Below are 24303 nucleotides of genomic sequence, written 5' to 3' on the forward strand. Positions count from 1 at the left end.
GCGCCTTGTGTGCCAGTGATGCGCCACGATGCGAAAGGGGATTTGGGGATGCAAGGCCAGCACGGCGCACTGATCGGGGCCATCGAGGCGGGCGGCACCAAGTTCATCTGCGCCTTGGCAAAGCCCGATGGCACGATCGTGGCCCGCGCGCGGATCGACACGCGCACCCCGGCCGAATGCTTTCCCGATGTCGCCGCGTTCTTCCGCGAAGCTGCCGCCACGCACGGGCCTGTTACCGGGTTTGGCGTTGCCAGTTTTGGACCGATCGACATCGATCCCGCGTCCCCCGCCTATGGCACTTTCACCACCACGCCCAAGCCGGGCTGGCAGGGCGCGCGGTTTCACGACGTGCTGGGCGCATTCGGCGTGCCGATCGTGGTCGATACCGACGTCAATGGCGCGGCCATCGGCGAATGGTTGCACGGCGCTGGCCAGGGCGCACGCACGCTGGCCTATACCACCATCGGCACCGGGGTGGGCACCGGGGTGCTGCGCGACGGGCGATCGCTGATGGGATTTTCGCATTACGAAATGGGGCATATCCACCCCACGCACGACCATGCGGCCGATCCCTTTGCCGGCGTGTGCCCGTATCACGGCGATTGCCTTGAAGGCCTGGTGGCAGGCCCCGCCATCATCAAGCGCTGGGGCACCAGCCTGGACCAGCTCGCCGGCGATCCCGCCAAGATCGAGCTGATTGGCGGTTATATTGCCGATCTGGCGGCCGATCTGGTGCTGATGCACATGCCCGACCGGCTGATTTTCGGCGGCGGGGTCAGCAAGGCACCGGGCCTTATCGACGTGGTGCGCCGACGGACCGCGGCGCGCCTCAACGGCTATGTGTGCAATCCCCGGCTCGATCCGGGCCTGCAAAGCTATATCGTCACCCCCGGTCTTGGCGATGATGCCGGGATAACCGGGGCGATCCAGCTGGGGCGTCAGGCTCTGGGGCTCTGACCCGGCACCACGTCGAACGCGATATTCAGCCGTTCGCCGTGTTCCACCGGCACGGTGCCGTGCCAGACATACGACGGAAACAGCACCAGTTGCCCGACCACCGGCGCGATCACCCCGCGCGGCGGCAGATCAACCCGCAGTTCGGCCGGCGGTGCACCCCAATGGAAATGCCCCGCTGGCGCCCGACCCATCACCGCCGCATCGGGCACCGCCACGTAGAACGCCGACGACAGCCAGCCTGCCGGATGGCTGTGCGATACGTTGAACCCGCCCGGTCCCAGTCGCACCGACCAGCTGCCCGCCACGGTCAACGCTTCGCGCGGGGTCGATAACAGTGGATGGCGCGGATCATGCGGCGGCAGGCCCGCAACATGCACCTGCACCGCCTCCATCAAGGCATCTTTTGCGCGCGCAAGGATCGGTTCGTGGCGCAGCAGGACCGACCGGTCGGTCTGTGTGCCCATCCGCACGGTCTGTTCGGCATAAGGCGCACTGCCGCCATGCAGCCCGCGCAGGACATCGGCCAGTTCGCCAAGCTCTGCCGGCGACAGGCCGACATCGTGCGCGCGCACAAAGGCCGGATCGCCCTCCAGCCATTCGGCCAGCGGATCGCCCAGCAACCGCCACGCGGTGCCAAGATAAGTCCACGCCTGGCGCGCCCCCGGCCCGCCCAGCATGGCCAGCGCGCCGTCGCGCGCGCGCGCCGCATCACCCTGGCGCAGCGCCAGCCTGATCCGCGCAATCCGCAGAAATTCATCGTCGCGCCCAGCCAGCCGATCGAGCAGCGCCGCACATCGATCAAGATCGCCGGTTTCCCCGGCGACAAACACGCGCGCCGACAGCACCGCGGGGGTTTCACCCAGATGGTGCTGCGCCTCGTCCAGCACCGCGCTCGCACGCGCCCACGCGCGCACCTGGGCCAGCGCGCCAAACCACCCCAGCCACAGCCCCTGCTGCAGCGGGTGTGCCCGCGCCGCCAGTGCCCAGCCCCGGTCAAACCGGTCCGCATCACCCCCGACCCAGCGCAACGAAGCCAGCGCGCGCTGGCCATCGAGCCAGGCGGGATCGCGGTCCAGCGCCACAGTCAGCAGCGCCTCGGCGCGGTCCGGATGCCCTTCCGATGCCTCGGCCAGCGCCCGGTTGCGCAATCCATCGCGGTTGTCAGGCGCAAGCGCCACCGCGCGCGCAAACAGGTCTGCCGCGGGCAGCCCACGCTCATAGCGCAATTGCGCGATCAAAAACGCCACCCGCGGATCATCGGGCGCTGCGTCATACGCCTGCGTCAGCGCGGCGTCCGCATCGGCCATGCGCTGCGCGGCGCGATGGGCCAGCGCCTGCGCAAACAGGTCAGCCATGGCTTGCGCAGTGCTGCGCGACATAGTCCCGATGGCTGGGCACTTTGCCGGCTTCTGCCGCCATCGCGGCGCGGAATTTCGCAAGCCAGGCCGCACCGTCGGCTTCGCGATAGGCCAGGACCGGGTCAAGCCGTTGGGGGCGGTTGCCCTGCCCGATCTGCACCGCCGTCCACGAAGGCGGGCCGAACAGATCCATGTCGCGCGCGATCAGGCGCCCAAAGCGGCGGAAATGTTCGATCCGCGTTTGCAAAGTGTCGGGAATCTGCATTTGCGCGCACGCGCGCCACAACGGCTCGTCGCGCTGGTTGAGATGGTAATGCAGGATCAGGAAATCGCGAATGCGTTCGGTTTCGGTCGCGGCCACGCGGTTGAATTCATCGATCACCAGCGGATCGAAATCGCGATCAGGGAAAAATGCCAGCAATTTCGATATGTTGGCCTGAATCAGGTGCAGGCTGGTTGATTCCAGCGGCTCCATGAACCCGCTCGACAGACCGACCGCGACGACATTGCGGTTCCATGATTTGCGCCGCCGCCCGGTCACGAAACGCAAAGCACGCGGATCGGCCAGCGCTGCGCCATCAAGCCGCGACAGCAGATTGCGCGCCGCAGTCTCGTCATCGATAAAGGCCGAGGAATAGACATAGCCGTTGCCGGTGCGGCCCTGGATGGGAATACGCCATTGCCAGCCCGCCTCTTGCGCGGTGGAGCGGGTGTAGGGAATGAAATCGGGCGTGGGCGCACAGGGTACCGCCAATGCGCGATCGCACGGCAGCCAATGGGTCCATTCTTCGTAGCCGGTGTGCAACGCCCCCTCGATCAACAGGCCGCGAAAGCCCGAGCAGTCGATGAACAGGTCGGCGGCAAATGCGCGCCCGTCTTCCAGCGTAACGGTTTCGACAAAGCCGGTTTCGGCATGTTGGGCAACGCCTGCCACTTTGCCTTCGTGGCGGACCACACCGCGCGCCTCGGCATAGGCACGCAAAAACCCGGCATAGCGCACCGCATCGAAGTGATAGGCATAGTCGTAAGTGCTGAGCACATTGCGCGGATCGCGCGACGGCGGGGCAAAGCGTCCGGCCTGCGCCAGATGCCACGCCATGCAATAGTTGTCGATCGGATCGATCGCGCCGCCAACATGCTGTTGCAGCCAATATTGATGAACCCCTACGGTCTCGAATGGCTTTCCATATGTGCCAAAGGGGTGAAAATAACTTTCGCCTGGGCGTGACCAGCCGTTGAACTGAATACCCAGCTTGAACGACCCGTGCGTCGCCTTGACGAAATCGGCTTCGCTGATGCCCAGCATTTCGTTGAACAGGCGGATCGGCGGGATCGTCGCCTCGCCCACGCCAACCGTGCCGATGTCTTCGGATTCAACCAGCGTGATCGTGCAATCGCGCTGCAACGTGCGCGCCAGGGCCGCTGCGGTCATCCACCCGGCCGAACCGCCGCCGACAATGACAATCGATCGGATCGCCCGGCTCATGCTCTTTCCACTCCTGCTTTGGCCGATCAGATAGACCGACAGCCGCAATTCGCCAAAAAAAATGGGTGAAGGATCGGCGATCCTTCACCCATGATCAGGTCATGCCGGCCACGCATGCGTGGCCGGCGGGATCACACCATCAGAAGGTGAAGCGAACCGAACCCTTGACCGCGCGGCCCTGGGCAACACCGGCGTTGAACAGGCCATTGCCGATATAACTGGCTGCACCCTGCGTCGCATAGCTGTTGAACAGGTTGTAGACGTCCAGACCAAGCTGAATGTGATCGGCCGGGCGCACTTTGGCAAACAGACCAAACAGCGCCGACCCGGCATACGTGCGGCCATCGCCACCCAGTGTGCTGGTCTGACCATTCACGCTCAGGCCAATTTCTGCCTGCTTGATGGTATAGCTGACCAGACCCGAATAGGTCAGATCAGGAATGTTGGGCGATTTGGCAAACGGTGCGTTCTGGCTGGCGGCGACCTTGGAATGGTCATACGTCGCACTCAAGACCAGCGCCAGGCCACTGTTGCGATAGGTCGTGAACAGTTCAAGACCGGTATCCTTGTACTTGCCCGAGATGATGCAGGTCGTCTCGTCGATGCCCAGCAGGTTTTCACAGTTGGTCTGCGAAATTTCCTGCGAAGAGATCGTGTACTTGGAATAGAACCCGGTCAGTTCGACGGTGTAGCGCCCACCGAACAGGCCGCCGCGGTTTTTCAGCCCCAGTTCGTACTGATCGACCGGGAATGCCGCATTGGCAAGACCCGACGCGCTGAGCGAACCATTGGCGTTGAAATACGACGGGATGCTGTTGGTCAGACGGTCAGCGTTGAAACGCGTACCATGCGACGCACGCGCAAACGTCGAAAGCATGTCGGTAACCTTGTACAGCGCACCCACCGACCAGTTGGTTGCGTGTTCGCTGAAATTCACGGCGTTCACGACACCGTCAAAACCCAGCAGCGGCAGCGAGGTGACCACCGTCGAGCCGGTACGCGGATCGACCTGGCTGACATGCGCGGTGCCGACCGCAGCACCGGTGCTGCCCTGCGCCCAACCGTTGCCCGCGAAAATTTCTTCGCGGATGCTGCCGTCAAGGTTCAGCTTGCCCAGGTCGACGTTCAGGTCGGCATAAGGCGCATTGTCGGTGAAGGTGATGTCGAACTGCTGGTTCCAGCCTTCGTTGAAGCCGGTCTGGCCGCCTGCTGCCAGCAGATTGCCGGTGCCGTTCAGGCCGCTGACCAGATCGAGTTCAGCCGGGGTTGAACCGGTGGCTTCGTTAAGCGACGGGTTCGAATGCCAGTCTTCGGCGATCCGCTGCGAATAATACAGATACCCCAGCTTCAGGTCGCCCTTGAAACTGCCCTGGTCAAACTTGTAATGCGCGGCAAGATCGTTGGCGATGTGATCCATGTGGTTCATGTTGGTATGAACCGCATTGCTGTTGCTGACATAGGCACCGGTGAACGCCTGACCGGCATTGGGGCCGTTGGCATAGATCAGCGACTGGCCTTCACCCACAGCACCCGACGTCGGGCCGGCGCCATAGAACTGCACGTCGAAATTGCCGCTCATGCGGGCAATCCGCGCATTGTCGTCAACCGTCAGACCGCCACCGAAATCATAGTGGGTCTGGAACTGCAGCATCTTTTCCTTGGTCTTGATGCCATCCATCGGCTGACGCGCAAGGTTGCCGCTGGCATCCGCGAACAGCACGCTGGAATTCAACGATGAATAACCGGGCGCCGTGTTGCGCGCATCGCACACGGGCGACGGGCCAAACCCGGACACCGAAGTACCGCTGACATTGGCCGAGCTGAGGCAGCCGTTGTAGCTGGGCTCTTGCGTGTCCGCCACCTTGAACAGCATGCGGATATAGCCCTTGCCGTCGGCAAATTCCTTGGTCACGTTGCCCTTGATGGCATAGGAATTGCTGACGTTGTAATCGGCATGTTCGATGCCGTGGCCCACGTCGTAATAGCCACCGATGTTGTAATAGGTGGATTCATTGATGCTGCCGCCCAGGCGGAAATTCACCTTGGTCCAATCGTAATTGGCGCCCTTTTCGACTTCGACAAAGCCGCCTTCGTTGCGGCCGGTATAGCTGATGTGGTTCAGCACTGCGCCGATCGCCTGCGAAGCGAGCGTCGCGGCGGTGCCACCGCGGATCGCTTCGACGCGTTCGTCGGTGACCATCGGGTGGGTCCAGTAGTCGTTGTTGCCGAACTGGATGTCACCAAACAGCACGACCGGCAGGCCGTCTTCCTGGATCTGCACGAACGGCGAACCACCGGTGGGGGTGCGCAGCCCGCGCACGCCGATGTTCGAGTTGCCGCCATCGCCCTGCGTGCCTGCAACCTGGATGCCGGGGATCAGGCGATACAGTTCCGCGGTCGACGATGCGTTGAAATTCTGGATGTCGGCCGACGTCAGCGAGCTGATCGAGGTCGAGGTGTCGAGCTTGGTGCGCGAACCGGTCGATGCGGTCACCACGATCGCGCCAAGCGTATCGTCGGCAGCCGGCGTGGTTGCTGCAGCGGCAGCGGGTGCCTGGTCGGCAGCAAAGGCTGGCATGGAAACAAAGGCTACGGCAATGGCCGCGGCCGAAACACAGGTATGCAGAGCTGGGCGCTTCATCAGGAACTCCCCCATGGAATCGTCCCCACCTCTTTGGCAGGGATCGGATGACTCGCCTCCTAAATCCACCTACAAACGTTTGCAACCCCCATTGCAAAGGATTGCATTCGTTTGTCGCATCATTTGGGCACTGTGGCGCAACAGCATCACCAGTCCGTTCGCCCAACCCCGGCCCATCTTGCATTCCGTCAAGGTGCAGGCCAGACATGCGCGCATGACACACGACACCACCGGAACCCTGCCAAACACAAAGCCGGACGAGGCCGAGGCCCACGCACCACGGCAGCGCATCCGCAATATCACCGAACTGGCGCGCATGGCCGGGGTATCGCCTGGCACGGTGTCGCGCGCGCTGGCGGGCAAATCGCTGGTCAATCCGCAAACCCGCGAGCGTATCCAGGCTCTGGCGCGCGAACACGGGTTCAGGCTGAACCAGATGGCCAGCCGGTTGCGCACCCAGCGCACCGGGGTGATCGGCGTGGTCTTTCCGCTGGGCCACGAAAGCCGCCAGCACATTTCCGACCCGTTTTTCATGACGCTGTTCGGCTATCTGGCCGATGAACTGACCGAAAGCGGGCACGACATCATGCTGTCGCGGGTGATCCCGGGTGATACCGAATGGCTGGACCGGATTGTCACATCGGGCATGCTCGACGGCGCATTGGTCATCGGACAATCGGACCAGAGCACGGTTATCGATGCGGTGGCTGCGCGTTACATGCCCCTGGTCATTTGGGGATCGCACCATCCGCACCAGGTTCAGTGCACCGTGGGCAGCGACAACCGGCTGGGCGGATGGCTGGCGGCCGAACACCTGCTGGCCAAGGGCAAGACCCGGCTGGCCTTCATGGGCGAAACGCGCGGGCCCGAAATCGCCGATCGTCTGGCCGGCGTGCGCGATGCGATTGCCGGGCGCAGCGATGTCACCTTGCGCGAAATGCCCACCCCGTTGTCGAGCGAGGCGCTGGGCGAAACGATCGTGGCCCAACTGGCGCAGCTGGGCGATGACCTGGACGGCATTGTTGCCGCATCCGACGTGATCGCGATGATGATCTTGCGCGCGCTGCACGAACGCGGTGCCCGCGTGCCGCAGCAGATCGCAGTGGTCGGCTTTGACGATCTGCCGATCGCCACCAGCACGGTGCCGCAATTGACCACCGTGCGTCAGGACATAGCCGGCGGCGCCAAGGCGATGGTCGGCGCGCTGATGCAGCGGATGGCCGGGATCAATGCCCCGGCGACAATCCTGCCGCCCGAACTCGTCATTCGCGAAAGCGCCTGATTACGTGTCGATCAGCACCCGATCACCGTCATAGCGCAGGCGGAAGACGGGTGCCGGCGTACCGCCAAACTGGCTGCGCACCAGATCGGGATGGTCGGCCAGCGTGCGCCCCTGCATGCCCCAGTAATCGATAAAGCTCCACACTTCGTCTTCACCCGTGACCCACCAGCTATAGCTTTGGGTAGGTTCGTCCAGCGGATTGGCCGCGACCAGTCCGTTGCCGTTGACCATGCGCCACGGGCCGCCAATGCGGTCGGCCACTGCGCCATAAATGCCGTTGGGTCCGGCCACCGTCTGCGGCCCGAACGTATGCCGCTGGGTCGACCAGAACAGGTAATAGCGCGCGTCGCGGTGGACCAGGCACGCGCGTTCCAGTTCGTTGTTGACGCCGATCGCCTCGATCAGCGGATCGCCCAGAACCCAGCCATCGCCCTCGCGCGTGGCGATGCCGATCACCCCGTTGTGCGGATCGCTGCTCCATCCGGCGCTGGCGGTAAACACCATATGCGCCTTGCCCGTGACGGGATCGCGGAACCATGCCGGATCACGAAACGCCTTGATCGTACCGGGTTCGGGATGTTCGATTTCCTGCCGGTCGAGCAGATAGCGCACGCCGTCGGCAACGATGATTTCACAAGGGGCCTGCCAGTCGCGAATGGCCAGGCCGTCCAGCCGACCTTCGACGGCAAACAGGCGCTGTTCGAACGACGGCGGGCCGCCCCGGCGCCCCGATACGGTATAGAACAGCGTGACGGTTGCGCCGTCATCGGCCAGCACCGCGCTGCCTGCCCACTCGCGCAATCCCGGATTGAAACCGTCGGGCAAGGCATCACCATGATCGCGCCAGCCATCAGCGCCGTGCGACAACAGCCGGATGCGCGCGATCAGATGGCGACCGACCGGATCGGGCAGGACCGGCGCGCCAAGGAAAAACCACAGCGTGCGACCCTCGTGAACCACGCTGCGGCCGTCTTCATGCGCCAGTGGCCAGCAATCCCAAAGATCAAGGCCCGGCAGGATCGGCGCAACATCGGCCGCAGTGATCACCGGCAGCACCGGCGGATCGGTATAATCTGCCGACACCCAGCGGCTGGCCCCGAACGGCGCAATGGTTTGATCAATCGATTGGGGAGAAGCAGGCGAAGTCTGGGTCATGAACGGAACAGTCTGCAATCAGGATGAAAAGGGAAACGCCGCCAGCGCGGGCACCGCAGCGCGATCCCCCCCGGCGATGTGGAACACCGCGACCGATTCTGCGCGCAGCGGCGGCAGCGGCAGCCCGGCGTGCGCCAGCCAATCGCCATCAAACACGGCCGGCGCGTCGGCGGACCATAAGTCCGGCACCGGGGCGGCATGGCCGGCCAGGCCGCCGGCAATGCCCAGCATGCGGACCGCAAACGGGCCGTGCCCCGCCAGAAACGGCAGCGCCAGCGGGCGCGGACGACGATCTTGCGGGGGCGCACGGCGGATTGCCCACAGCAACAGGCCCTGGCGCGGACATCCCTGCGCCTGCCAGACCAGGCCGTCGCCGCCCTGCCCCAGCCAAACCCCCTGCCCGTGCACCATCGTGCGCGCGCTGCGGGCAAAGGCGATCCATTGCGCCAGGTTCCGGCGATCATCCGCCCCCAGCGCGTCGGGATCGAGTTCCACGCCGAAATGGCCGCAAGTGGCCACTGCCGCGCGAAACGCCATGCTCTGGCTGCGGCCGGTGGCGTGCGCCGGGCTGGCGCCGACATGGCTGCCCATCATTTCGGGGGGCAGAAACGCCAGGAAACCGCGCTGCATCGCCACGCGGCTGACCGCATCGATCGTATCGCTGGTCCAGAACCGGTGCACGAACGGGGCCATGCCCGCATCGCTGCGCCCGCCCCCGCCCGCACAGGATTCGATTTCAACACCCGGATGCGCCGCGCGCAGCCGCGCCAGCAGCGCATAGACCCCGCGCACTTGCGCCGCGCCGCCTGCGGGCACCAGGTCGCGGTTGTGATCCCATTTGAGGTACCCGATCGGCGCTGCGCGCAGCAGGGCATCAAGCGCACCGAACAGATGATCGCGCACATCGGCACGCGCCAGGTTCAGCACCAGTTGCCCGCGCGCGGTCCAATGCGGATGGCCATCGCGATACAGCGCCCATTCGGGATGCGCGCGATACAGATCGCTGTCGGGATTGACCATTTCGGGTTCGACCCACAGGCCGAATTCCATGCCCATGGCGCGCACCGCCTGCGCCAGCGGAGCAAGCCCTTGGGGATATTTGACCGGGTCGGGGGTCCAGTCACCCAGCCCCGCGCTGTCATCGCCGCGGCCCTTGAACCAGCCATCGTCGAGCACGAAGCGTTCGATGCCGATATCGGCCGCAGCGCGCGCCAGCGCCAGGATGCGTGCCGCATCATGATCGAAATAGCATGCTTCCCAGCTGTTCAGATGCACCTTGCGCGGGTGCATGGCCCCGTCGGGCCAGCACAGCATCGCGCGCACCATGGCATGCTGCGCCGCCATCGCGCCATTGCGCCCGCACGCACTGAACGCCACCAGCGCATCGGGCGCAGACCAGCTGTCTCCGGGCGCCAGAATGACCTCACCTGGTTGCAGCACTGCGCCTGCGGTCAGGATATGATAGCCTTCGTCATCGCGTTCGATCGCGATGCGGCTGTCCCCCGACCAGCACAGTTGCAGCGCAAGCATGTCGCCCGCATCCCAACCGGCCCCGGCAGCGCCGACATAGACACCCGGCGCACCGCCATGGCCCGAAATCCCGCGCCGGGTTTCGCGTTGCCAGATCTGTTCGGGCAGCGCTTCACAGGATTCAACCAGTTCGGCGTTGTGCCGGCCGCGCCACGACACCACGCGCGCGGCACTTGCCGGCACAGGCAGCAGCACGCTGGCCAGGGCATCGACGGCAATCGCACCGTCGCTGCGATTGATCAGCGTGGCCTCGATCCGCCAGCCCGCCCCGGCATCAACCGCGAACGTCTGCACCAGTGTCACCTGCGCAAGATCATCGGTCAGGGTGATCCGGACAACCGTATCGTCGTGTGCGATCGCGACGCCGGTCCAGACCAGCGGCAGGGACAGCCCGTCGCGGCGCAGCGTCACGAACGACGGCCCGAACCAGCCTTCGCCCGCCAGCGGTGCCGTCGACAACGGGCGATCGCAATCCAGCGAAAACGACGCGGCCGTGCGCGTGATGGCCAGCGGCGGCAGCGGCGATGCACCCACGCGTGCGCCGCAATGGCGCCACACCGGGGCACCATGGGCGACGGGTTCCAGCACGATCGCGCCATCGCCTGCACAAAGCAGCATCGGGGTCACGCGGCCACAGGCTCGGGCAGGACGGGCCGCGCACGACCTTCTTCGACCCAGGCCACGGCCAGCGCGGCCGCGATCAGGCAGGCCCCGCAAACCCGCAGCATGTTGCGCGGATCGCTGTCCAGTGCGGCGTGATAGACGTCGAACCCGATCGATACCACACCCAGGTCAAGCCGGCTCATCACCACGGCAAACAGCAGCATCGGCAACACGATCATCATGTTGAAGATGCCCATGTAGACCCCGGTGCGCACCGCCGGGATGGCGCTGGTCAAAATGGTATAGGGGTTGCCCATGATGCTGCCCCAGGCCAGGCCCACACCGATCGCCGGAATGAACAGCATGGCCTTGTCCTGCATCAGCGGCAGCGCGATCATGCCAAGCCCGCCCGCGGCCAGTGCCAGCGCGTGCAAGGGCCCCGGGCCGATCCGCCGCGCAAATGGCACCATCGCAAAGGCCCCGACAAAGGCCACCGCATTGTAGAACGCGGCGACTTCGCCGGTGGTCAGCACCGCGCTGTGAAACGCCGAAGTCTGCGGATCGGCGGTGTGATAGATCGTGCGCCCGATCGAATAGGTTGCATATGTCCAGTACCCCGACATGCCGAACCACTGAAACAGGCTCATCACGCCCAGTTTGCGCATTGCACGCGGCATGTCGCGGATGGCCACCGCGATTTCCATCAGCGTGGCGCCAAATCCGCTTGGCCGCGACAGGATTTCCGCACGCTCGGCCGGCGCCAGCGGCAATTCGGGCACGCGCCAGATCGACCACAGGATCGTGGTCAGCGACAGCACCGCGCCGATCGAGAACACCACGCGCACGGTATAGGGAATATGATGGGGATCGACCCAATCCTGGTTCATCCCCAGCCCGACCAGGATCGCCGGCGTCAGAAACGCCAGCATCTGGGCCAGGCCGGTGAACGCGCTTTGCGACAGAAATCCGAATTGCCGCTGCGACAGGTCAAGCCGGTCCGAGACATAGGCGCGGTAGGGCTCCATCGTGATATTGTTGCCCGCATCGAGCACCCACAGCAGCGAAGCCGCCATCAGGATCGACGAAGACAACGGCATCGCGAACAACCCGACACAGCACAGCACCGCGCCGATCAGGAAATACGGCGTGCGCCGGCCCCAGCGCCCGGTGGTGCGATCGCTCAGCGCACCGATCAGCGGCTGGATCAGCAGGCCGGTCAACGGACCCGCCAGCTGCAACATCGGCAGCTGGCTTTCGTTGGCGCCAAGATAGCTGTAGATCGGCGCCATATTGCCCTGTTGCAGCCCGAAACTGAACTGCAGCCCGAGGAACCCCAGGTTCATCTCGAGAATGCGGCCTAGCGGCAGATGCGGGCGTTGAGCAGGCACGAATCTTCTCTCCCGGAGCATTGTCAGCCCTCACGCCCTCGTGATGTCACAGATCAATCGCGCTGACAACAATCGTTTGCAGTCGCAAGAATACCTGATTGTCGGGTTGTTTGCGCGTCAAATGGCAAGGTTCCCGGGGCTCAATGGTGCGCCCGGCATGCGGCCCTGTTTGGCCAGGACGATGCGCGATCTGCACGCCGGGCCGGTCGCAAATCGCGCAAGCGGCATGGCCTGCGCGCCTGCCTGCGCGTCAGCGTGTGGCCATGGCCCCGACCAATGCGGCAAAGGCCGCAAGGCTGCACCGCCCGTGCGCGGTGCAGGCCGGAATGGCAAGCGGCTGGGTGTCCTCCGGTGTCAAGGGCGCAAGCTGCCTGATCTCGTCAAGGCTTTGCGAACGATAGCGCAGCCGGACCTGGCGGCGGCCATTTGCGCCGCGCCACAGCTCGAACACCAGCGCCGCGCCGGGCCCGGGGTCATCTGCGGCAAACCCGCGCCCCTGCCAATGCACATCGAGCGCGCCGCCGATCAACGCCAGATTGGTATCATGCCCGACGAACAGCGCAAATGCCGGGCCTGCCGGATCACGCAGATCGGCCGCAACCGCCTGCAGCAACGCGGCCGCACCTGCCTTGGCAACCAGTGGCGGCCGGGCCACCAACGCATACTCCAGGGCGTGCAGGCTTGACAGATCGGTGATCATCGCAGGCGTAACCTGCCCCCATCCGACATCGGCCATCGGTTTGCCTTCGGCGTATTCAAGCAACAGCGTCTGGGCAAATGACGCCGCGGTGGCAATGCCCCCGGTGATCCGTGCCCGCCCCATGTCGGTCGTCACGACCAGGGGCATCTGCGCCAGATGGCAAACCGCCTGTCCTGCGCAAGCCGGTGGTGCGCAACACCCCAGCACCGCATCAATCTGCGCCAGCCGGGTGTGCTGCGCAGCATCGATCGCAGCCGTGCCACCCGCCGGCAAAGCGCCCAGCACCGCGATGCTTGCCTGGGCCGGGTCAAGCGTCGATCCTGCCTCAAATGGAGAAAATCGGGGGTCGCGCCGGCCTTCACCAACGGTTTCAACCGCAACATGGCACCCTGGGAACAGCGTATCGGCATAGACCAGCGCCGTGCGCTGCGTGCGTTGATCGATATCGGCAACAACTCGCACTTTGGCAGCGGGCGGACAATGTGTCGGGATCAACGCACGATAGCGGATCGCATCAAATTGCGCCGCCAGGGCAACCGCTGCCTCACCATGCGGGGTCAACCAGCCCGGCGCGACCGGCCACACGGGCCAGGTGCGCGCGGTATAGCCATCGGCCAGCGCCTTGGCCTTGGTCGGTGGGCGAACACCGTGACGCATCACGATCACCACCCGTTCCAGCGTGGCGTGATCGCCCGGTGCTGCTGACACCGGGCTGATCGGCGCCAGACCCGATGCGGCCAGCAACCCCAGCCAAGCGAGCGAGCGGGTCAGACAACGCCTGTTCATCGTTTCAATCCAGTCCGCCAATTTTACGACGCAAAGTGAATGCAGGTCCGCCTGTTCACCCGATCCGCACAGGCGCCGGTGTTTCCGGTCCGCACACGGCCATTGGCACGCGCGCGGACCGGTCAACCGGAACCACGGTTACAACCTGATTTTTACGCCGGCTTCAAACGTCGGGCCATAGATTTCGCGCTGAACCGGGCGATTGCTGGTGCCTTCGTAGTACTTGAGCGGCGCGTTGGTCATGTTTTTCACCGATCCATAGACGCTGACGTTCCTGCTGAATTCGTACCCCGCAGTGTAATCCAGCGTAGCGCGCCTGGCGAGATAGATGTCCGACTGGATGGTCTTGCCATTGGTAAACGTCGTCGGTCCGCCGGCGATGCTGAAAACGCTGGGCGAATCGTATTTGAACGCCAGCCGCATGCGCAAGCGATGCGCCTCGTACAACAGCGCCGCATTGCCGGTGTATTCGCCCGTCCCCGGGATTTGCGTAGGCGCCAGACCATCGTGCAGATCGACTTTGGAATCGGCGTAGAGGAAGTTCATGTCGACGCCAAAACCATCGAACGGTGCCGGCAGGCTCGTGAACTTGTTGACATACGATGCCTCGATCCCGCGTGCATAGGTGCCGCCCACGTTCTGGTAGGTCGTGCTGACGTAAATCGACGGATCGACCAGACCGAACGTCGTGCCTGGCGCGGTAATGTTGCGCGCAACGATAAAGTTGCTGATCAATTTGTAATACAGAGCCACCGAAATGATCCCGGCGTTGGGCAGGTATTTTTCCACGCTGAGATCGAAATTGTGGCTGTAGGCCGGGTTCAGATTGGGATTGCCGTTCGAGATCGATCCGTTTCCGCCGTTCTGGGCCGGAGTAAAGACCACTGCCTGCTGCACGGTCTGATTGAAACCCGGACGCGAAATCGTGGCCGAATAGACTGCGCGCATGATCAGATCGGGCTGGAATTCGTAGCGCAGTTGCAGGTTGGGATAGAAATCGGTGTAGCTTTTGCGCGGGGCATAAAGATAGTTGCCGTTCGCATCGGCGGTGGTCGTGTTGTAATCACCGGGGTCGGTCGCCTGTGATGGTGCAACCGTGGTAAACCCACCATAGATTTCCTTGGTGTGTTCCATCCGCACGCCGGCGACAAAATGCAACTGGCCCAGATTGCCGCTGTATTGGGCATAGGCTGCGGTGATGTTTTCGACATCGTCAAACAGCAGCGTATTGGTGTCGGTCAGGCTGAGCGGGGTCAGTGCGGGCGTCGGAAAATTCGCCTCGACCAACTGGGTGTTGCCGTCATAGCCCAGGTCGTAAAGCCCGCCATAGAAATTGGTGATTGGCGATCCGATTGCCAGGGCTGACAGCAGCGCCCCATTGTGGATTGTTTGCTTTACCGACGATGCCGCATCGTATTTGCGGCGATAGCGCAGCAGCCCCCCGATCTTGACTTCGTCGTTCGCGGTCAGATGCACCGGCAGGCTGATGTCGAGTTTGTAGCTGAATTCGCGGTCGGCGGTATATTCGTCCGAATTGCCGACGCGGTTGAGCGCATAGAGGCTGGGATCGGCAATGTTGATGCCATTGGTTACGCGGTCAACCGGGCGGTCGGGGTTGGTGACATTGTCGTAAGTCACATCCAGCCCCGAAGGCCCGCCAAAGCGCGTGCTGTAATTGTAGGGCTGATAATAGGTCGCGCGTTCATAGGCAGCGAGCCATTCAATTTTGACATCGCCCAGATGATGTTCGCCGCCAAACTGGCCCACGACGTTGCGATGCGTTTCCTTTTCGTCGGTCGAGGTTACCGTGGCGCTGCCACCGGTAATGTCAAAAGCGTTGGGATTGGTCGGATCGACCGCGATCGAGCCCCCCGTCCCGTCGAGGCCGCCGATGGTCAGGAATTTCTTCACGACCTTTTCCTGATACCCTGCGGCATTGGCGCGCAAATAGATGCGGTTGTTGTCATCAGGCGTAAAGTCGATCGCCGCCGAATAACCAAAGCGCTGACGGTGATAGCGATAGCGGCGCAATTGCTGACTGCTGATCACTTTGTCCTGGTTGGCCGCACCCGGCAGGACCGTCGGGTCATCGATATAATTGCCAATCTCGATATCATCAAACCCGCGACCATCGTTGTGTTCGTTCTGGGTGAACACGAAATGCACCAGCTTGTGGCCATTGGCATTGGTGCCGAGCGCGCCGCCGATGACGATTTCTTCATTCAGGTTGGTGGTTTTGCGTTCGGGTTCGTAGCCTTCGCCCAATGTCCCTTCCAGAAAGAAATGATCGTGCGCCAGCGCCGAACGCGGGCTCAATTCGACGCTGCCGCCCAGGCCTTCCGCATCGTGATCGGGCAGGCCGGTCTTGGTAACGATGATCCGGTCGATCGCCCCGGTCGGGATCGTGTCAAATTCCACCGCGCGGCCTGCGCCGGTAAACGACGTGCCGCCGGCATTGGTGTTGAGCAGCGCGGTGCCGCCAAAGCTGGCCCCGTTCAGATTGCCATCCAGCCCGCGAATGTTGACGAACCGCCCTTCGCCCGTGTCAATCGACAGCGAAACCCCGGGAATGCGGCTCAATGCCTCGGCAGCGTTGTAATCCGGATATTTGGCAATCGCTTCAGCCGACTGGATATTGACCATGTTCGGCGCGATTTCCTGCGCTTTGCGCGCAGTCGTTTCCAGCCGGGGGGCGGTTATGATGATCGCACTGGCAGTATCATTCGCCTCTGCCGGGGCGGGCATTTGCTGTGCTTGCGCAGCGTGCGACAGGACCATCAAACTTGCAGTGGCCAAAATCCGTGTATGCAGAAGTTGTGACATGGTTGATATCCCTCATCGACCTGATGAGGGACGGCTACCGACTGTGCGTGACACCCCGAAGACTGAACCGCAGGAATTGCATTAATGCATCTGGCGGCACCCGCGGCACCCGCGGGCCAACAACGGTTGCGTTGTTCGCCCGCGCGCCTTGCCGTTTGGTACAGGTCCGGGCTGATCAGCCCAGAATACCAGGCAGATCGAGGCCCTTTTCGCGCGCGCAGTCGAGCGCGATATCATATCCGGCGTCGGCATGACGCATCACGCCGGTGGCCGGATCGTTCCACAGCACGCGTTCCAGACGCCGCGCAGCGGCCTCGGTGCCATCGGCCACGATCACCATGCCCGAATGCTGCGAATAGCCCATGCCCACGCCGCCGCCGTGATGCAGCGACACCCAGGTCGCCCCACTGGCGCAATTGAGCAAGGCGTTGAGCAGAGGCCAGTCCGACACCGCATCCGATCCGTCCTGCATTGCCTCGGTCTCGCGGTTGGGGCTGGCGACCGATCCGCTGTCGAGGTGATCGCGCCCGATCACGATCGGCGCTTTCAATTCACCGCTGGCGACCATGTCGTTGAACGCCAGCCCCAGCCGGTGCCGATCGCCAAGCCCGACCCAGCAGATGCGCGCCGGCAGCCCCTGGAACTGGATTTTTTCGCGCGCCATGTCGAGCCAGCGATGCAGCGCGGGGTTGTCGGGGATCAGTTCCTTGACCTTCTGGTCGGTGCGATAGATGTCTTCGGGATCACCCGACAGCGCCACCCAGCGGAACGGGCCGATGCCCCGGCAGAACAGCGGGCGGATATAGGCGGGCACAAACCCCGGAAAGGCAAAGGCGTTGATCACGCCTTCGTCCTGCGCCACCTGCCGGATGTTGTTGCCGTAATCGGTGGTCGGTACGCCCAGCGCCTGAAACGCCAGCATCGCCTCGACATGGCGCGCCATGCTCGCCTTGGCCGCACGCGCCACCACTTCGGGTTCGCGTTCGCGCTTGTCGATCCATTCGGCCACGGTCCAGCCTGCGGGCAAATAGCCGTTGACCGGATCGTGCGCGCTGGTCTGGTCGGTCAGCAGATCGGGGCGAATGCCGCGTTCGAGCATTTGCGGCAGCAATTCGGCGGCATTGCCCAACAGCCCGACCGACACCGGCGTTTTGGCGGCATTGGCGGCGTTGATGATCGCCATCGCCTCGTCAAGTGTGTCTGCACGGCGGTCGACATAGCCGGTGCGCAGACGCATCTCGATCCGGCTGGCCTGGCATTCGATCGCCAGGCAACTGGCACCGGCCATCACCGCCGCCAGCGGCTGCGCCCCGCCCATGCCGCCAAGCCCGGCGGTCAGGATCCATTTGCCCGCCAGATCACCGCCGAAATGCCGGCGCCCCATCTCGACAAAGGTTTCATACGTGCCCTGCACGATGCCCTGCGTGCCGATATAGATCCACGATCCCGCGGTCATCTGGCCATACATCGCCAGGCCTTTGCGATCGAGTTCGTTGAAATGTTCCCAGGTTGCCCATTTCGGCACCAGGTTGGAATTGGCGATCAGCACCCGCGGCGCATCGGCATGCGTTTTGAACACGCCCACCGGTTTGCCCGATTGCACCAGCAGCGTCTGGTCGTCGTCCAGATCGCGCAATGCCGCGACAATCTTGTCAAAGCTGGCCCAGTCGCGCGCGGCGCGTCCGATCCCGCCATAGACCACCAGTTCCTCAGGCCGTTCGGCAACATCGGGATGCAAGTTGTTCATCAACATGCGCAAAGGCGCTTCGGTCAGCCACGATTTTGCGGTCAGACCGGTGCCTGTGGCTGCGCGGATGACGCGGGTGTTGTCGAGACGGGTGCTCATGCGGATTCTCCCGAGAAGGCAAAGTGAAGCGCGGCGTCGATCACGCGGCGCAAGGTGGGGGTAATGACCGGCGCCGGATCAAGCGGCGCGGGCCAGTTCGAAGCGGTGACGGTATCGGGTTCGGCAAGATAGCCGCGCAGCGCCAGTTCCATCTGCACCGCATGGACCCCGGTTGCGGGCCGACCATAGTGCCGCGTGGTCCAGCCGCCCTTGAACCGGCCATTGACCACATGGCCCAGCCCCGAGGCGGCACAGACCCCGGCAATCGCGGTTTCAAGTTCGCGCGCGCACGTGGCCCCTCCGTTGGTGCCGATGTTGAACTGCGGCAGAGCACCGTCGAACAGCCGCGGAATCCGGCTGCGGATCGAATGCGCGTCATAGACCACGACGCGCGGGTGGATCGCGCGCAGCCGCGCGATCTCGGCCGAAAGCGCCGCGTGATACGGGTCGAACCAGGTTGCGCGCCGCGCGGCGATGTCATCGGCATCGGGCAAGGCGCCGGCGTAAAGCGGTTCGCCATCGAACGTGGTGGTCGGCACCAGTTCGGTGGTCGCGGCGCCGGGATAAAGCGACGCGCCCGACGGATCGCGGTTGCAATCGATCACGCTGCGGCTGATCGTGGTGGCAACGGTGGTTGCGCCCAGATCATGCACAAAGTCGTAAAGCCCGGCGATCCACCAGTCGGCATCGCGCCGCGCCAGCCAGGGCGACACGAACCGCGCGTCCAATCCGGCCAGATCGGTACCGCCGTGCGGAAACGCGACCACCAGCGGCGCATCGCCCCGCGATATCCGCAACCAGTCCATCACCGCACGCCCGGCAACACGCGCGCCACCACCGCACCCAGCTGCCCGCTGCGCACCAGCGCGTTGGCGGCTTCCATATCGGGGTGGAAATGGCGATCGTCGTCAAGCGCGGGCACAACTGCGCGCAACAGGTCGCGCGCGGCTTCGAGCGGGGTCGACGATTGCATCGGCCGGTGAAATTCCAGCCCCTGCACCGCCGCCAGATATTCAATCCCGATCACGCCTTGCGCATTGGCAACCATCGCCGCCAGACGGCGCGCACCGTGGGCGGCCATCGAAACGTGGTCTTCCTGGTTGGCGCTGGTCGGGATCGAATCGACGCTGGCCGGATAGGCCATCTGCTTGTTCTCCGACACCAGCGCTGCGGCGGTGACTTGCGGGATCATGAACCCCGAATTCAGCCCCGGGCGCGGGGTCAGGAACGCGGGCAGCGCCGACAGCGCCGGATCGACCAGCATCGCCACGCGCCGTTCGGCAATCGAGCCGATTTCGCATACGGCCAACGCAATCATGTCGGCGGCAAAGGCCACCGGCTCGGCATGGAAATTGCCGCCCGACAGCGCTTCGTCGGTTTCGGGGAAGATCAGCGGATTGTCCGACACGCCGTTGGCTTCGGCATCAAGAGTCGCTGCCGCCTGGCGCAGCACGGTCAGCGCGGCGCCCATCACCTGGGGCTGGCAACGCAGGCAATACGGGTCCTGCACCCGCGGATCGTCGTCGCGGTGGCTGGCGCGGATCGGGCTGCCCGCCATCAGATCGCGCAGCGCACCGGCGGTTTCGATCTGGCCCTGGTGGCGGCGCAGCGCATGAATGCGCGGATCGAACGGCGTGTCCGAGCCTTTGGCCGCCTCGGTCGACAGCGCGCCGGTAACCAGCGCCGCCTGAAACAGGTCTTCGGCTCCGAACAGCCCGGCCAGCGCGTTGGCGGTCGAAAATTGCGTGCCGTTGAGCAGCGCCAGCCCCTCTTTGGGCCCCAGCACCAGCGGCGCAAGCCCCGCGCGATCGAGCGCGACCGCGGCCGGCAGGCGTTCTCCGGCAACGTCGATTTCGCCCACACCGATCATCGCGGCGGTCATGTGCGACAGCGGCGCAAGATCGCCGCTGGCACCGACCGAGCCCTGGCACGGGACCACCGGGGTCAATCCGCGGGCAAGCATCGCCTCGAGCAGGGCCACGGTAGCAGGCTGCACCCCGCTGGCCCCCTGGGCCAGGCTGGCGAGTTTGAGCGCCATCATCAGGCGCACGATCGGCACCGGCGACGGCGCGCCCGTGCCCGCCGCATGGCTGAGCACGATATTGCGCTGAAGCATGGCCAGATCGCCATCGTCGATACGCACGCTGGCGAGTTTGCCGAACCCGGTGTTGATGCCGTAAACCGGCTGACCTTTGGCCAGAATGCGCGCAACCGCCGCCGCGCTGGCGGCAATGACCGGCGCTGCCGACGCGTCGAGCGTGGCCGGGGCGCCCTGCCATATGGCGCGCCAATCGGACAGACTGACGGATCCGGGCAGCAGAACAAGCGTGGTCATTGACCTCTCCAAAAACGCGCATGGAGGGGTCGTCCCCCGATGCGATACACCAATTCGGCAGGCTGGGTCACATCCCAGACCGCCAGATCCGCCCACGTTCCCGGGGCCAGCAGGCCGATATCGTCGCGGCCCAGCGCACGCGCCGCATGGATCGTGACCGCGGCCAGACATTCGGCCACGGTCAACCGGAACAGCGTGGCGCCCATGTTCATCGTCAGCAGCAGCGACGTCAGCGGGCTGGTCCCCGGGTTGCAATCGGTCGCCAGCGCAATCGGCACGCCGGCCGCACGCAATGCGTCGATCGGCGGCAGCACGGTTTCGCGGGTGAAGTAATAGGCGCCCGGCAACAGGGCCGCCACGGTGCCCGCTGCCGCCATCGCGGCAATGCCCGCCTGATCCAGATGTTCCAGATGGTCGGCCGACAACGCACCATACCGCGCCGCCAGCGCCGCCCCGTGCAGGTTCGACAACTGTTCGGCGTGCAATTTCACCGGCAGCCCCAGCGCACGCGCCGCCTGGAACACGCGTTCGACTTGCGCGGGCGAAAATCCGATCCCTTCGCAAAAGGCATCCACCGCATCGACCAGCCCTTCGGCGGCGAGCGCAGGCAGCATGACATGTGCAACATCGTCGATATAGCCATCGGCGTTGCCCGCATATTCGGGGGGCAGCGCATGCGCGCCCAGAAACGTTGTCATGACCGAAACCCGCTGCGCCTGGCCCAGCGCGCGCGCCGCGCGCAGCATCGTGCGCTCTGCCGCCAGGTTCAGGCCATAGCCCGATTTGATCTCGACCGTGGTCACGCCATCGGCGATCATGTCGGCCAGGCGCGGACCGCTTTGCGCGACCAGATCGTCAACGCTGGCGGCGCGCGTGGCACGCATCGTCGAAACGATCCCGCCCCCGGCGCGCGCGACCTGTTCATAACTGGCACCCGCCAGCCGCGCTTCGAATTCGCCCGCGCGGCTGCCGCCATAGACCAGATGCGTGTGGCAATCGATCAGCCCCGGGGTCACCAGCCGCCCCGCGCAGGCGATTGTGCGCGCTGCAGCAAATGCGGGTGCGCCTGCGCCGGGCCCGGCGTAGACAATCCGCCCGTCGCGCGCGGCGATCATGGCATCGTCGATCATGGCGTCGGGTCGCGCCGCATCGGTCATCGGAACAAGACGCGCGCCCGTCCATAGCGTATCGCACGAAACCGCTGCGGACATGCCCCGACCTTTCGCACCAGAGTTGCAGGTTGCCATGCGAAGCCGATTGCCTCGCACGGCGAATATGTATAGACATTAAAGCGGCGTCGCAAGAGCATTGTACGCGATGCGACCGAAAGGAAACCGGTGATGTCGAAGGTGTTGCATGCCACACGCGCGCTGCTGCCGGACGGCTGGCATACCGATGTGCGGGTCACGCTTGCCGGCGGCCGGATTGCCGCGATCGCGGGCGATGCGCCCCCCCTTCCCGATGATGAACGCCATGCGATCCTGTTGCCCGGACTTGGCAATCTGCACAGCCATGCGTTTCAGCGCGGCATGGCCGGGCTGGCCGAACGGCGCGGCGACAGCAACGACAGTTTCTGGACCTGGCGCGAGGTCATGTACCGCTTTCTCGAACGCATGGGCCCCGACGATCTCGCGGCGATTGCCGCGCTGGCCTATGCCGAAATGCTCGAAACCGGGTTTACCCGCGTCGGCGAATTCCATTACCTGCACCACGATCCGGCGGGACAAGCCTACGCCGATCCCGCCGCGATGTGCGCGGCGATTGCCCAGGCCGCCGCCGAAACAGGTATCGCATTGACCCTGCTGCCGGTGTTCTATGCCCACGGCGGGTTTGGCGGACAGGCGCCCAATGCGGGACAGCGACGGTTTATCACCGGTCTGGACAGCTTTGCCCGGCTGCGCGGTGACGCCGCGCACGCACTGACCGCGCTGCCCGATGCCGTGCTGGGGCTGGCGCCGCATTCGCTGCGCGCGGCCACGCCCGACCAGATCAGCGCGCTCGACGCCATGGCAGGCGCCGCGCCGATCCACATCCACATTGCCGAACAGACGCGCGAAGTCGACGATTGCCTGGCCTGGAGCAACCTGCGGCCGGTCGAGTGGCTGCTGCGACACGCGCCGGTCGATCGGCGCTGGTGCCTGGTCCACGCCACACACATGACATCCGATGAAACGCGCGCGTTGGCGGCCAGCGGCGCGACCGCCGGTCTGTGCCCGATCACCGAGGCCAACCTGGGCGACGGCCTGTTTCCCGCACGCGACTATACGGGCGCCTGGGGCGTGGGCAGCGATTCCAATGTGCTGATCGATGCCAGCGAGGAATTGCGGCTGTACGAATATGGTCAGCGGCTGGTCCATCGTGGCCGCAATCTGCTGGCCCCGGCACCGGGCACCAGCACGGGTGCGGCGCTGTACGGCGGTGCTTTGCGCGGGGGGGCAGCGGCGCTGGGGGCGCCTGCAGGACTGGCGGTGGGCAACAGTGCCGATCTGGTCAGCCTGGATGCCGATCATCCCTGCCTGATCGGGCGCCGCGACGATGCGCTGATCGATGGCTGGCTGTTCGCCGGCGGACGCGCGGTGATCGATTGCGTATGGCGTCATGGTGCCAAGGTGGTATCGCAAGGTCGCCATCACGCGCGCGATGCCATCGTCCGGCGTTATCGCGCGGTGCTTACCGGATTGCTGGAATGAAGCCTGCCCCGCTGCACGAACGCATTCGTGCCGAGATCGAAACCGCGATCATGAGCGGTGATTTGCGCCCTGGCGACCGGATTCCCAAGGAAACCGATCTGATGGCGCAGTACGACTGTGCACGGATGACGGTCAACAAGGCGCTGTCCGCGCTGGCCGCGGCCGGCATGCTTGAACGGCGCAAACGCGCAGGGTCGTTCGTGGCACGCCCGCGCGCGCAATCGATGGTGCTGGAAGTGCCCGATCTGGCCGCGGCAATTGCCGCGCGCGGACAGGCCTATCGCTGGGATCTGGCCAGCCACAAAGTGACCGCACCCGACCAGGTCGAAGCCGAAGCGCTGGGCGTAAAGGCCAAAGTGCTGAAACTGACCGGCGTGCATTTCGCCGATGGCCTGCCGCTGGCGTTCGAAGAACGCATGGTCAATCTGGCGCTGGTGCCCGCTATAGCCGATGCCGACCTGACCGTGGCGCCGCCGGGATCCTGGCTGATCGCGCATGTCCCGTGGACCGAGGCCGAAAACCGGATCAGCGCCGCCGCAGCACCGCCTGCGGTTGCCCGCGCGCTGGGCATCGCGCGCGGGGCGCCCTGCCTTATGCTGGAACGGCGCACCTGGCGGGGGCCCGATACGGTAACCCGCGTGCGCCAGCATTTCGTCGCGGACCGCTATGAACTGGTGGCGCGGTTCGGCCCTACGGGGCCATGAAAAAGGGGGCTTTCGCCCC

The 24303-nt window shown here is 64.7% G+C and carries 16 protein-coding genes; 4 read left to right on the forward strand and 12 right to left on the reverse strand.

Annotated features, from left to right (window positions below; genetic code table 11):
• Nucleotides 1-48: 48 nt before the first annotated feature.
• On the forward strand, nt 49-957 hold the full coding sequence (locus tag G404_RS0102030) for an ROK family protein (RefSeq protein ID WP_028639606.1): 909 nt from the start codon (nt 49-51) through the stop codon (nt 955-957).
• Here the strand turns inward: G404_RS0102030 and G404_RS17760 are convergent.
• The 3 genes from G404_RS17760 to G404_RS0102045 form a co-directional block, all read right to left on the reverse strand.
• On the reverse strand, nt 939-2312 hold the full coding sequence (locus tag G404_RS17760) for a putative 2OG-Fe(II) oxygenase (RefSeq protein ID WP_051280037.1): 1374 nt from the start codon (nt 2310-2312) through the stop codon (nt 939-941). The genes G404_RS0102030 and G404_RS17760 overlap by 19 nt on opposite strands.
• Complete coding sequence (locus G404_RS0102040) at nt 2305-3801, reverse strand: tryptophan halogenase family protein (RefSeq protein ID WP_028639607.1); 1497 nt, start codon at nt 3799-3801, stop codon at nt 2305-2307. The genes G404_RS17760 and G404_RS0102040 overlap by 8 nt, the downstream gene beginning before the upstream one ends.
• A 139-nt stretch (nt 3802-3940) precedes the next feature.
• Nucleotides 3941-6379, reverse strand: coding sequence for a TonB-dependent receptor plug domain-containing protein (locus G404_RS0102045; protein ID WP_051280038.1), 2439 nt, complete (start codon nt 6377-6379; stop codon nt 3941-3943).
• Between the two features lie 277 nt (nt 6380-6656).
• On the opposite strand from G404_RS0102045, the gene G404_RS0102050 reads away from it, so the two are divergent.
• Entirely contained in the window at nt 6657-7724 is a 1068-nt protein-coding gene (locus G404_RS0102050) for a LacI family DNA-binding transcriptional regulator (RefSeq protein ID WP_051280039.1), read from the forward strand.
• Here G404_RS0102050 and G404_RS0102055 read toward each other — a convergent pair whose 3' ends face one another.
• The 9 genes from G404_RS0102055 to hutI form a co-directional block, all read right to left on the reverse strand.
• Entirely contained in the window at nt 7725-8879 is a 1155-nt protein-coding gene (locus G404_RS0102055; RefSeq protein WP_028639610.1) for a glycoside hydrolase family 68 protein, read from the reverse strand.
• An 18-nt stretch (nt 8880-8897) separates the two neighbouring features.
• Complete coding sequence (locus tag G404_RS17765) at nt 8898-11027, reverse strand: alpha-galactosidase (RefSeq protein ID WP_084600944.1); 2130 nt, start codon at nt 11025-11027, stop codon at nt 8898-8900.
• 5 nt (nt 11028-11032) lie between these two features.
• Nucleotides 11033-12355, reverse strand: coding sequence for an MFS transporter (locus G404_RS0102065; protein ID WP_051280041.1), 1323 nt, complete (start codon nt 12353-12355; stop codon nt 11033-11035).
• 295 nt (nt 12356-12650) lie between these two features.
• Nucleotides 12651-13886 carry a histidine-type phosphatase gene (locus tag G404_RS0102075; RefSeq protein WP_028639612.1) on the reverse strand — a complete coding sequence of 412 codons (1236 nt, stop codon included), beginning with the start codon at nt 13884-13886 and terminating at the stop codon, nt 12651-12653.
• A gap of 138 nt (nt 13887-14024) precedes the next feature.
• On the reverse strand, nt 14025-16631 hold the full coding sequence (locus G404_RS0102080) for a TonB-dependent receptor (RefSeq protein ID WP_169719671.1): 2607 nt from the start codon (nt 16629-16631) through the stop codon (nt 14025-14027).
• Between the two features lie 253 nt (nt 16632-16884).
• Nucleotides 16885-18555 (reverse strand): urocanate hydratase, encoded by a 1671-nt coding sequence (gene hutU / locus G404_RS0102085; protein ID WP_028639614.1) that lies wholly within the window; start codon nt 18553-18555, stop codon nt 16885-16887.
• On the reverse strand, nt 18552-19361 hold the full coding sequence (gene hutG / locus G404_RS0102090; RefSeq protein ID WP_036520030.1) for an N-formylglutamate deformylase: 810 nt from the start codon (nt 19359-19361) through the stop codon (nt 18552-18554). Before hutG ends, hutU begins: the two co-directional genes overlap by 4 nt.
• Nucleotides 19361-20890 carry a histidine ammonia-lyase gene (hutH, locus tag G404_RS0102095; protein WP_028639616.1) on the reverse strand — a complete coding sequence of 510 codons (1530 nt, stop codon included), beginning with the start codon at nt 20888-20890 and terminating at the stop codon, nt 19361-19363. Before hutH ends, hutG begins: the two co-directional genes overlap by 1 nt.
• Nucleotides 20887-22101 carry an imidazolonepropionase gene (hutI, locus tag G404_RS0102100; RefSeq protein ID WP_028639617.1) on the reverse strand — a complete coding sequence of 405 codons (1215 nt, stop codon included), beginning with the start codon at nt 22099-22101 and terminating at the stop codon, nt 20887-20889. Before hutI ends, hutH begins: the two co-directional genes overlap by 4 nt.
• Before the next feature lie 129 nt (nt 22102-22230).
• Between hutI and G404_RS0102105 the strand changes: the two genes are divergently transcribed.
• The gene (locus G404_RS0102105; RefSeq protein ID WP_028639618.1) at nt 22231-23580 is read left to right on the forward strand and encodes a formimidoylglutamate deiminase; all 1350 of its coding nucleotides are present in this window, start codon (nt 22231-22233) and stop codon (nt 23578-23580) included.
• Nucleotides 23577-24284 (forward strand): histidine utilization transcriptional repressor HutC, encoded by a 708-nt coding sequence (gene hutC / locus G404_RS0102110; protein WP_028639619.1) that lies wholly within the window; start codon nt 23577-23579, stop codon nt 24282-24284. Before G404_RS0102105 ends, hutC begins: the two co-directional genes overlap by 4 nt.
• The last annotated feature ends 19 nt before the right edge of the window (nt 24285-24303 follow it).

Origin of the sequence: Novosphingobium acidiphilum DSM 19966 (assembly GCF_000429005.1) — a bacterium.
GTDB lineage: Bacteria > Pseudomonadota > Alphaproteobacteria > Sphingomonadales > Sphingomonadaceae > Novosphingobium > Novosphingobium acidiphilum.

What these genes read in the sequence shown, in the direction of transcription:
- G404_RS0102030 (WP_028639606.1), top strand. Translation starts at nt 49, where the DNA reads ATGCAAGGCCAGCACGGCGCACTGATCGGGGCCATCGAGGCGGGCGGC.
- hutI (WP_028639617.1), bottom strand. Translation starts at nt 22,101, where the DNA reads ATGTCCGCAGCGGTTTCGTGCGATACGCTATGGACGGGCGCGCGTCTT.
- G404_RS0102080 (WP_169719671.1), bottom strand. Translation starts at nt 16,631, where the DNA reads ATGCCCGCCCCGGCAGAGGCGAATGATACTGCCAGTGCGATCATCATA.
- G404_RS0102065 (WP_051280041.1), bottom strand. Translation starts at nt 12,355, where the DNA reads ATGAACCTGGGGTTCCTCGGGCTGCAGTTCAGTTTCGGGCTGCAACAG.
- hutG (WP_036520030.1), bottom strand. Translation starts at nt 19,361, where the DNA reads ATGGACTGGTTGCGGATATCGCGGGGCGATGCGCCGCTGGTGGTCGCG.
- G404_RS0102055 (WP_028639610.1), bottom strand. Translation starts at nt 8,879, where the DNA reads ATGACCCAGACTTCGCCTGCTTCTCCCCAATCGATTGATCAAACCATT.
- hutU (WP_028639614.1), bottom strand. Translation starts at nt 18,555, where the DNA reads ATGAGCACCCGTCTCGACAACACCCGCGTCATCCGCGCAGCCACAGGC.
- hutC (WP_028639619.1), top strand. Translation starts at nt 23,577, where the DNA reads ATGAAGCCTGCCCCGCTGCACGAACGCATTCGTGCCGAGATCGAAACC.
- hutH (WP_028639616.1), bottom strand. Translation starts at nt 20,890, where the DNA reads ATGACCACGCTTGTTCTGCTGCCCGGATCCGTCAGTCTGTCCGATTGG.
- G404_RS0102045 (WP_051280038.1), bottom strand. Translation starts at nt 6,379, where the DNA reads ATGCCAGCCTTTGCTGCCGACCAGGCACCCGCTGCCGCTGCAGCAACC.
- G404_RS0102040 (WP_028639607.1), bottom strand. Translation starts at nt 3,801, where the DNA reads ATGAGCCGGGCGATCCGATCGATTGTCATTGTCGGCGGCGGTTCGGCC.
- G404_RS0102105 (WP_028639618.1), top strand. Translation starts at nt 22,231, where the DNA reads ATGTCGAAGGTGTTGCATGCCACACGCGCGCTGCTGCCGGACGGCTGG.
- G404_RS0102075 (WP_028639612.1), bottom strand. Translation starts at nt 13,886, where the DNA reads ATGAACAGGCGTTGTCTGACCCGCTCGCTCGCTTGGCTGGGGTTGCTG.
- G404_RS17765 (WP_084600944.1), bottom strand. Translation starts at nt 11,027, where the DNA reads ATGCTGCTTTGTGCAGGCGATGGCGCGATCGTGCTGGAACCCGTCGCC.
- G404_RS0102050 (WP_051280039.1), top strand. Translation starts at nt 6,657, where the DNA reads ATGACACACGACACCACCGGAACCCTGCCAAACACAAAGCCGGACGAG.
- G404_RS17760 (WP_051280037.1), bottom strand. Translation starts at nt 2,312, where the DNA reads ATGGCTGACCTGTTTGCGCAGGCGCTGGCCCATCGCGCCGCGCAGCGC.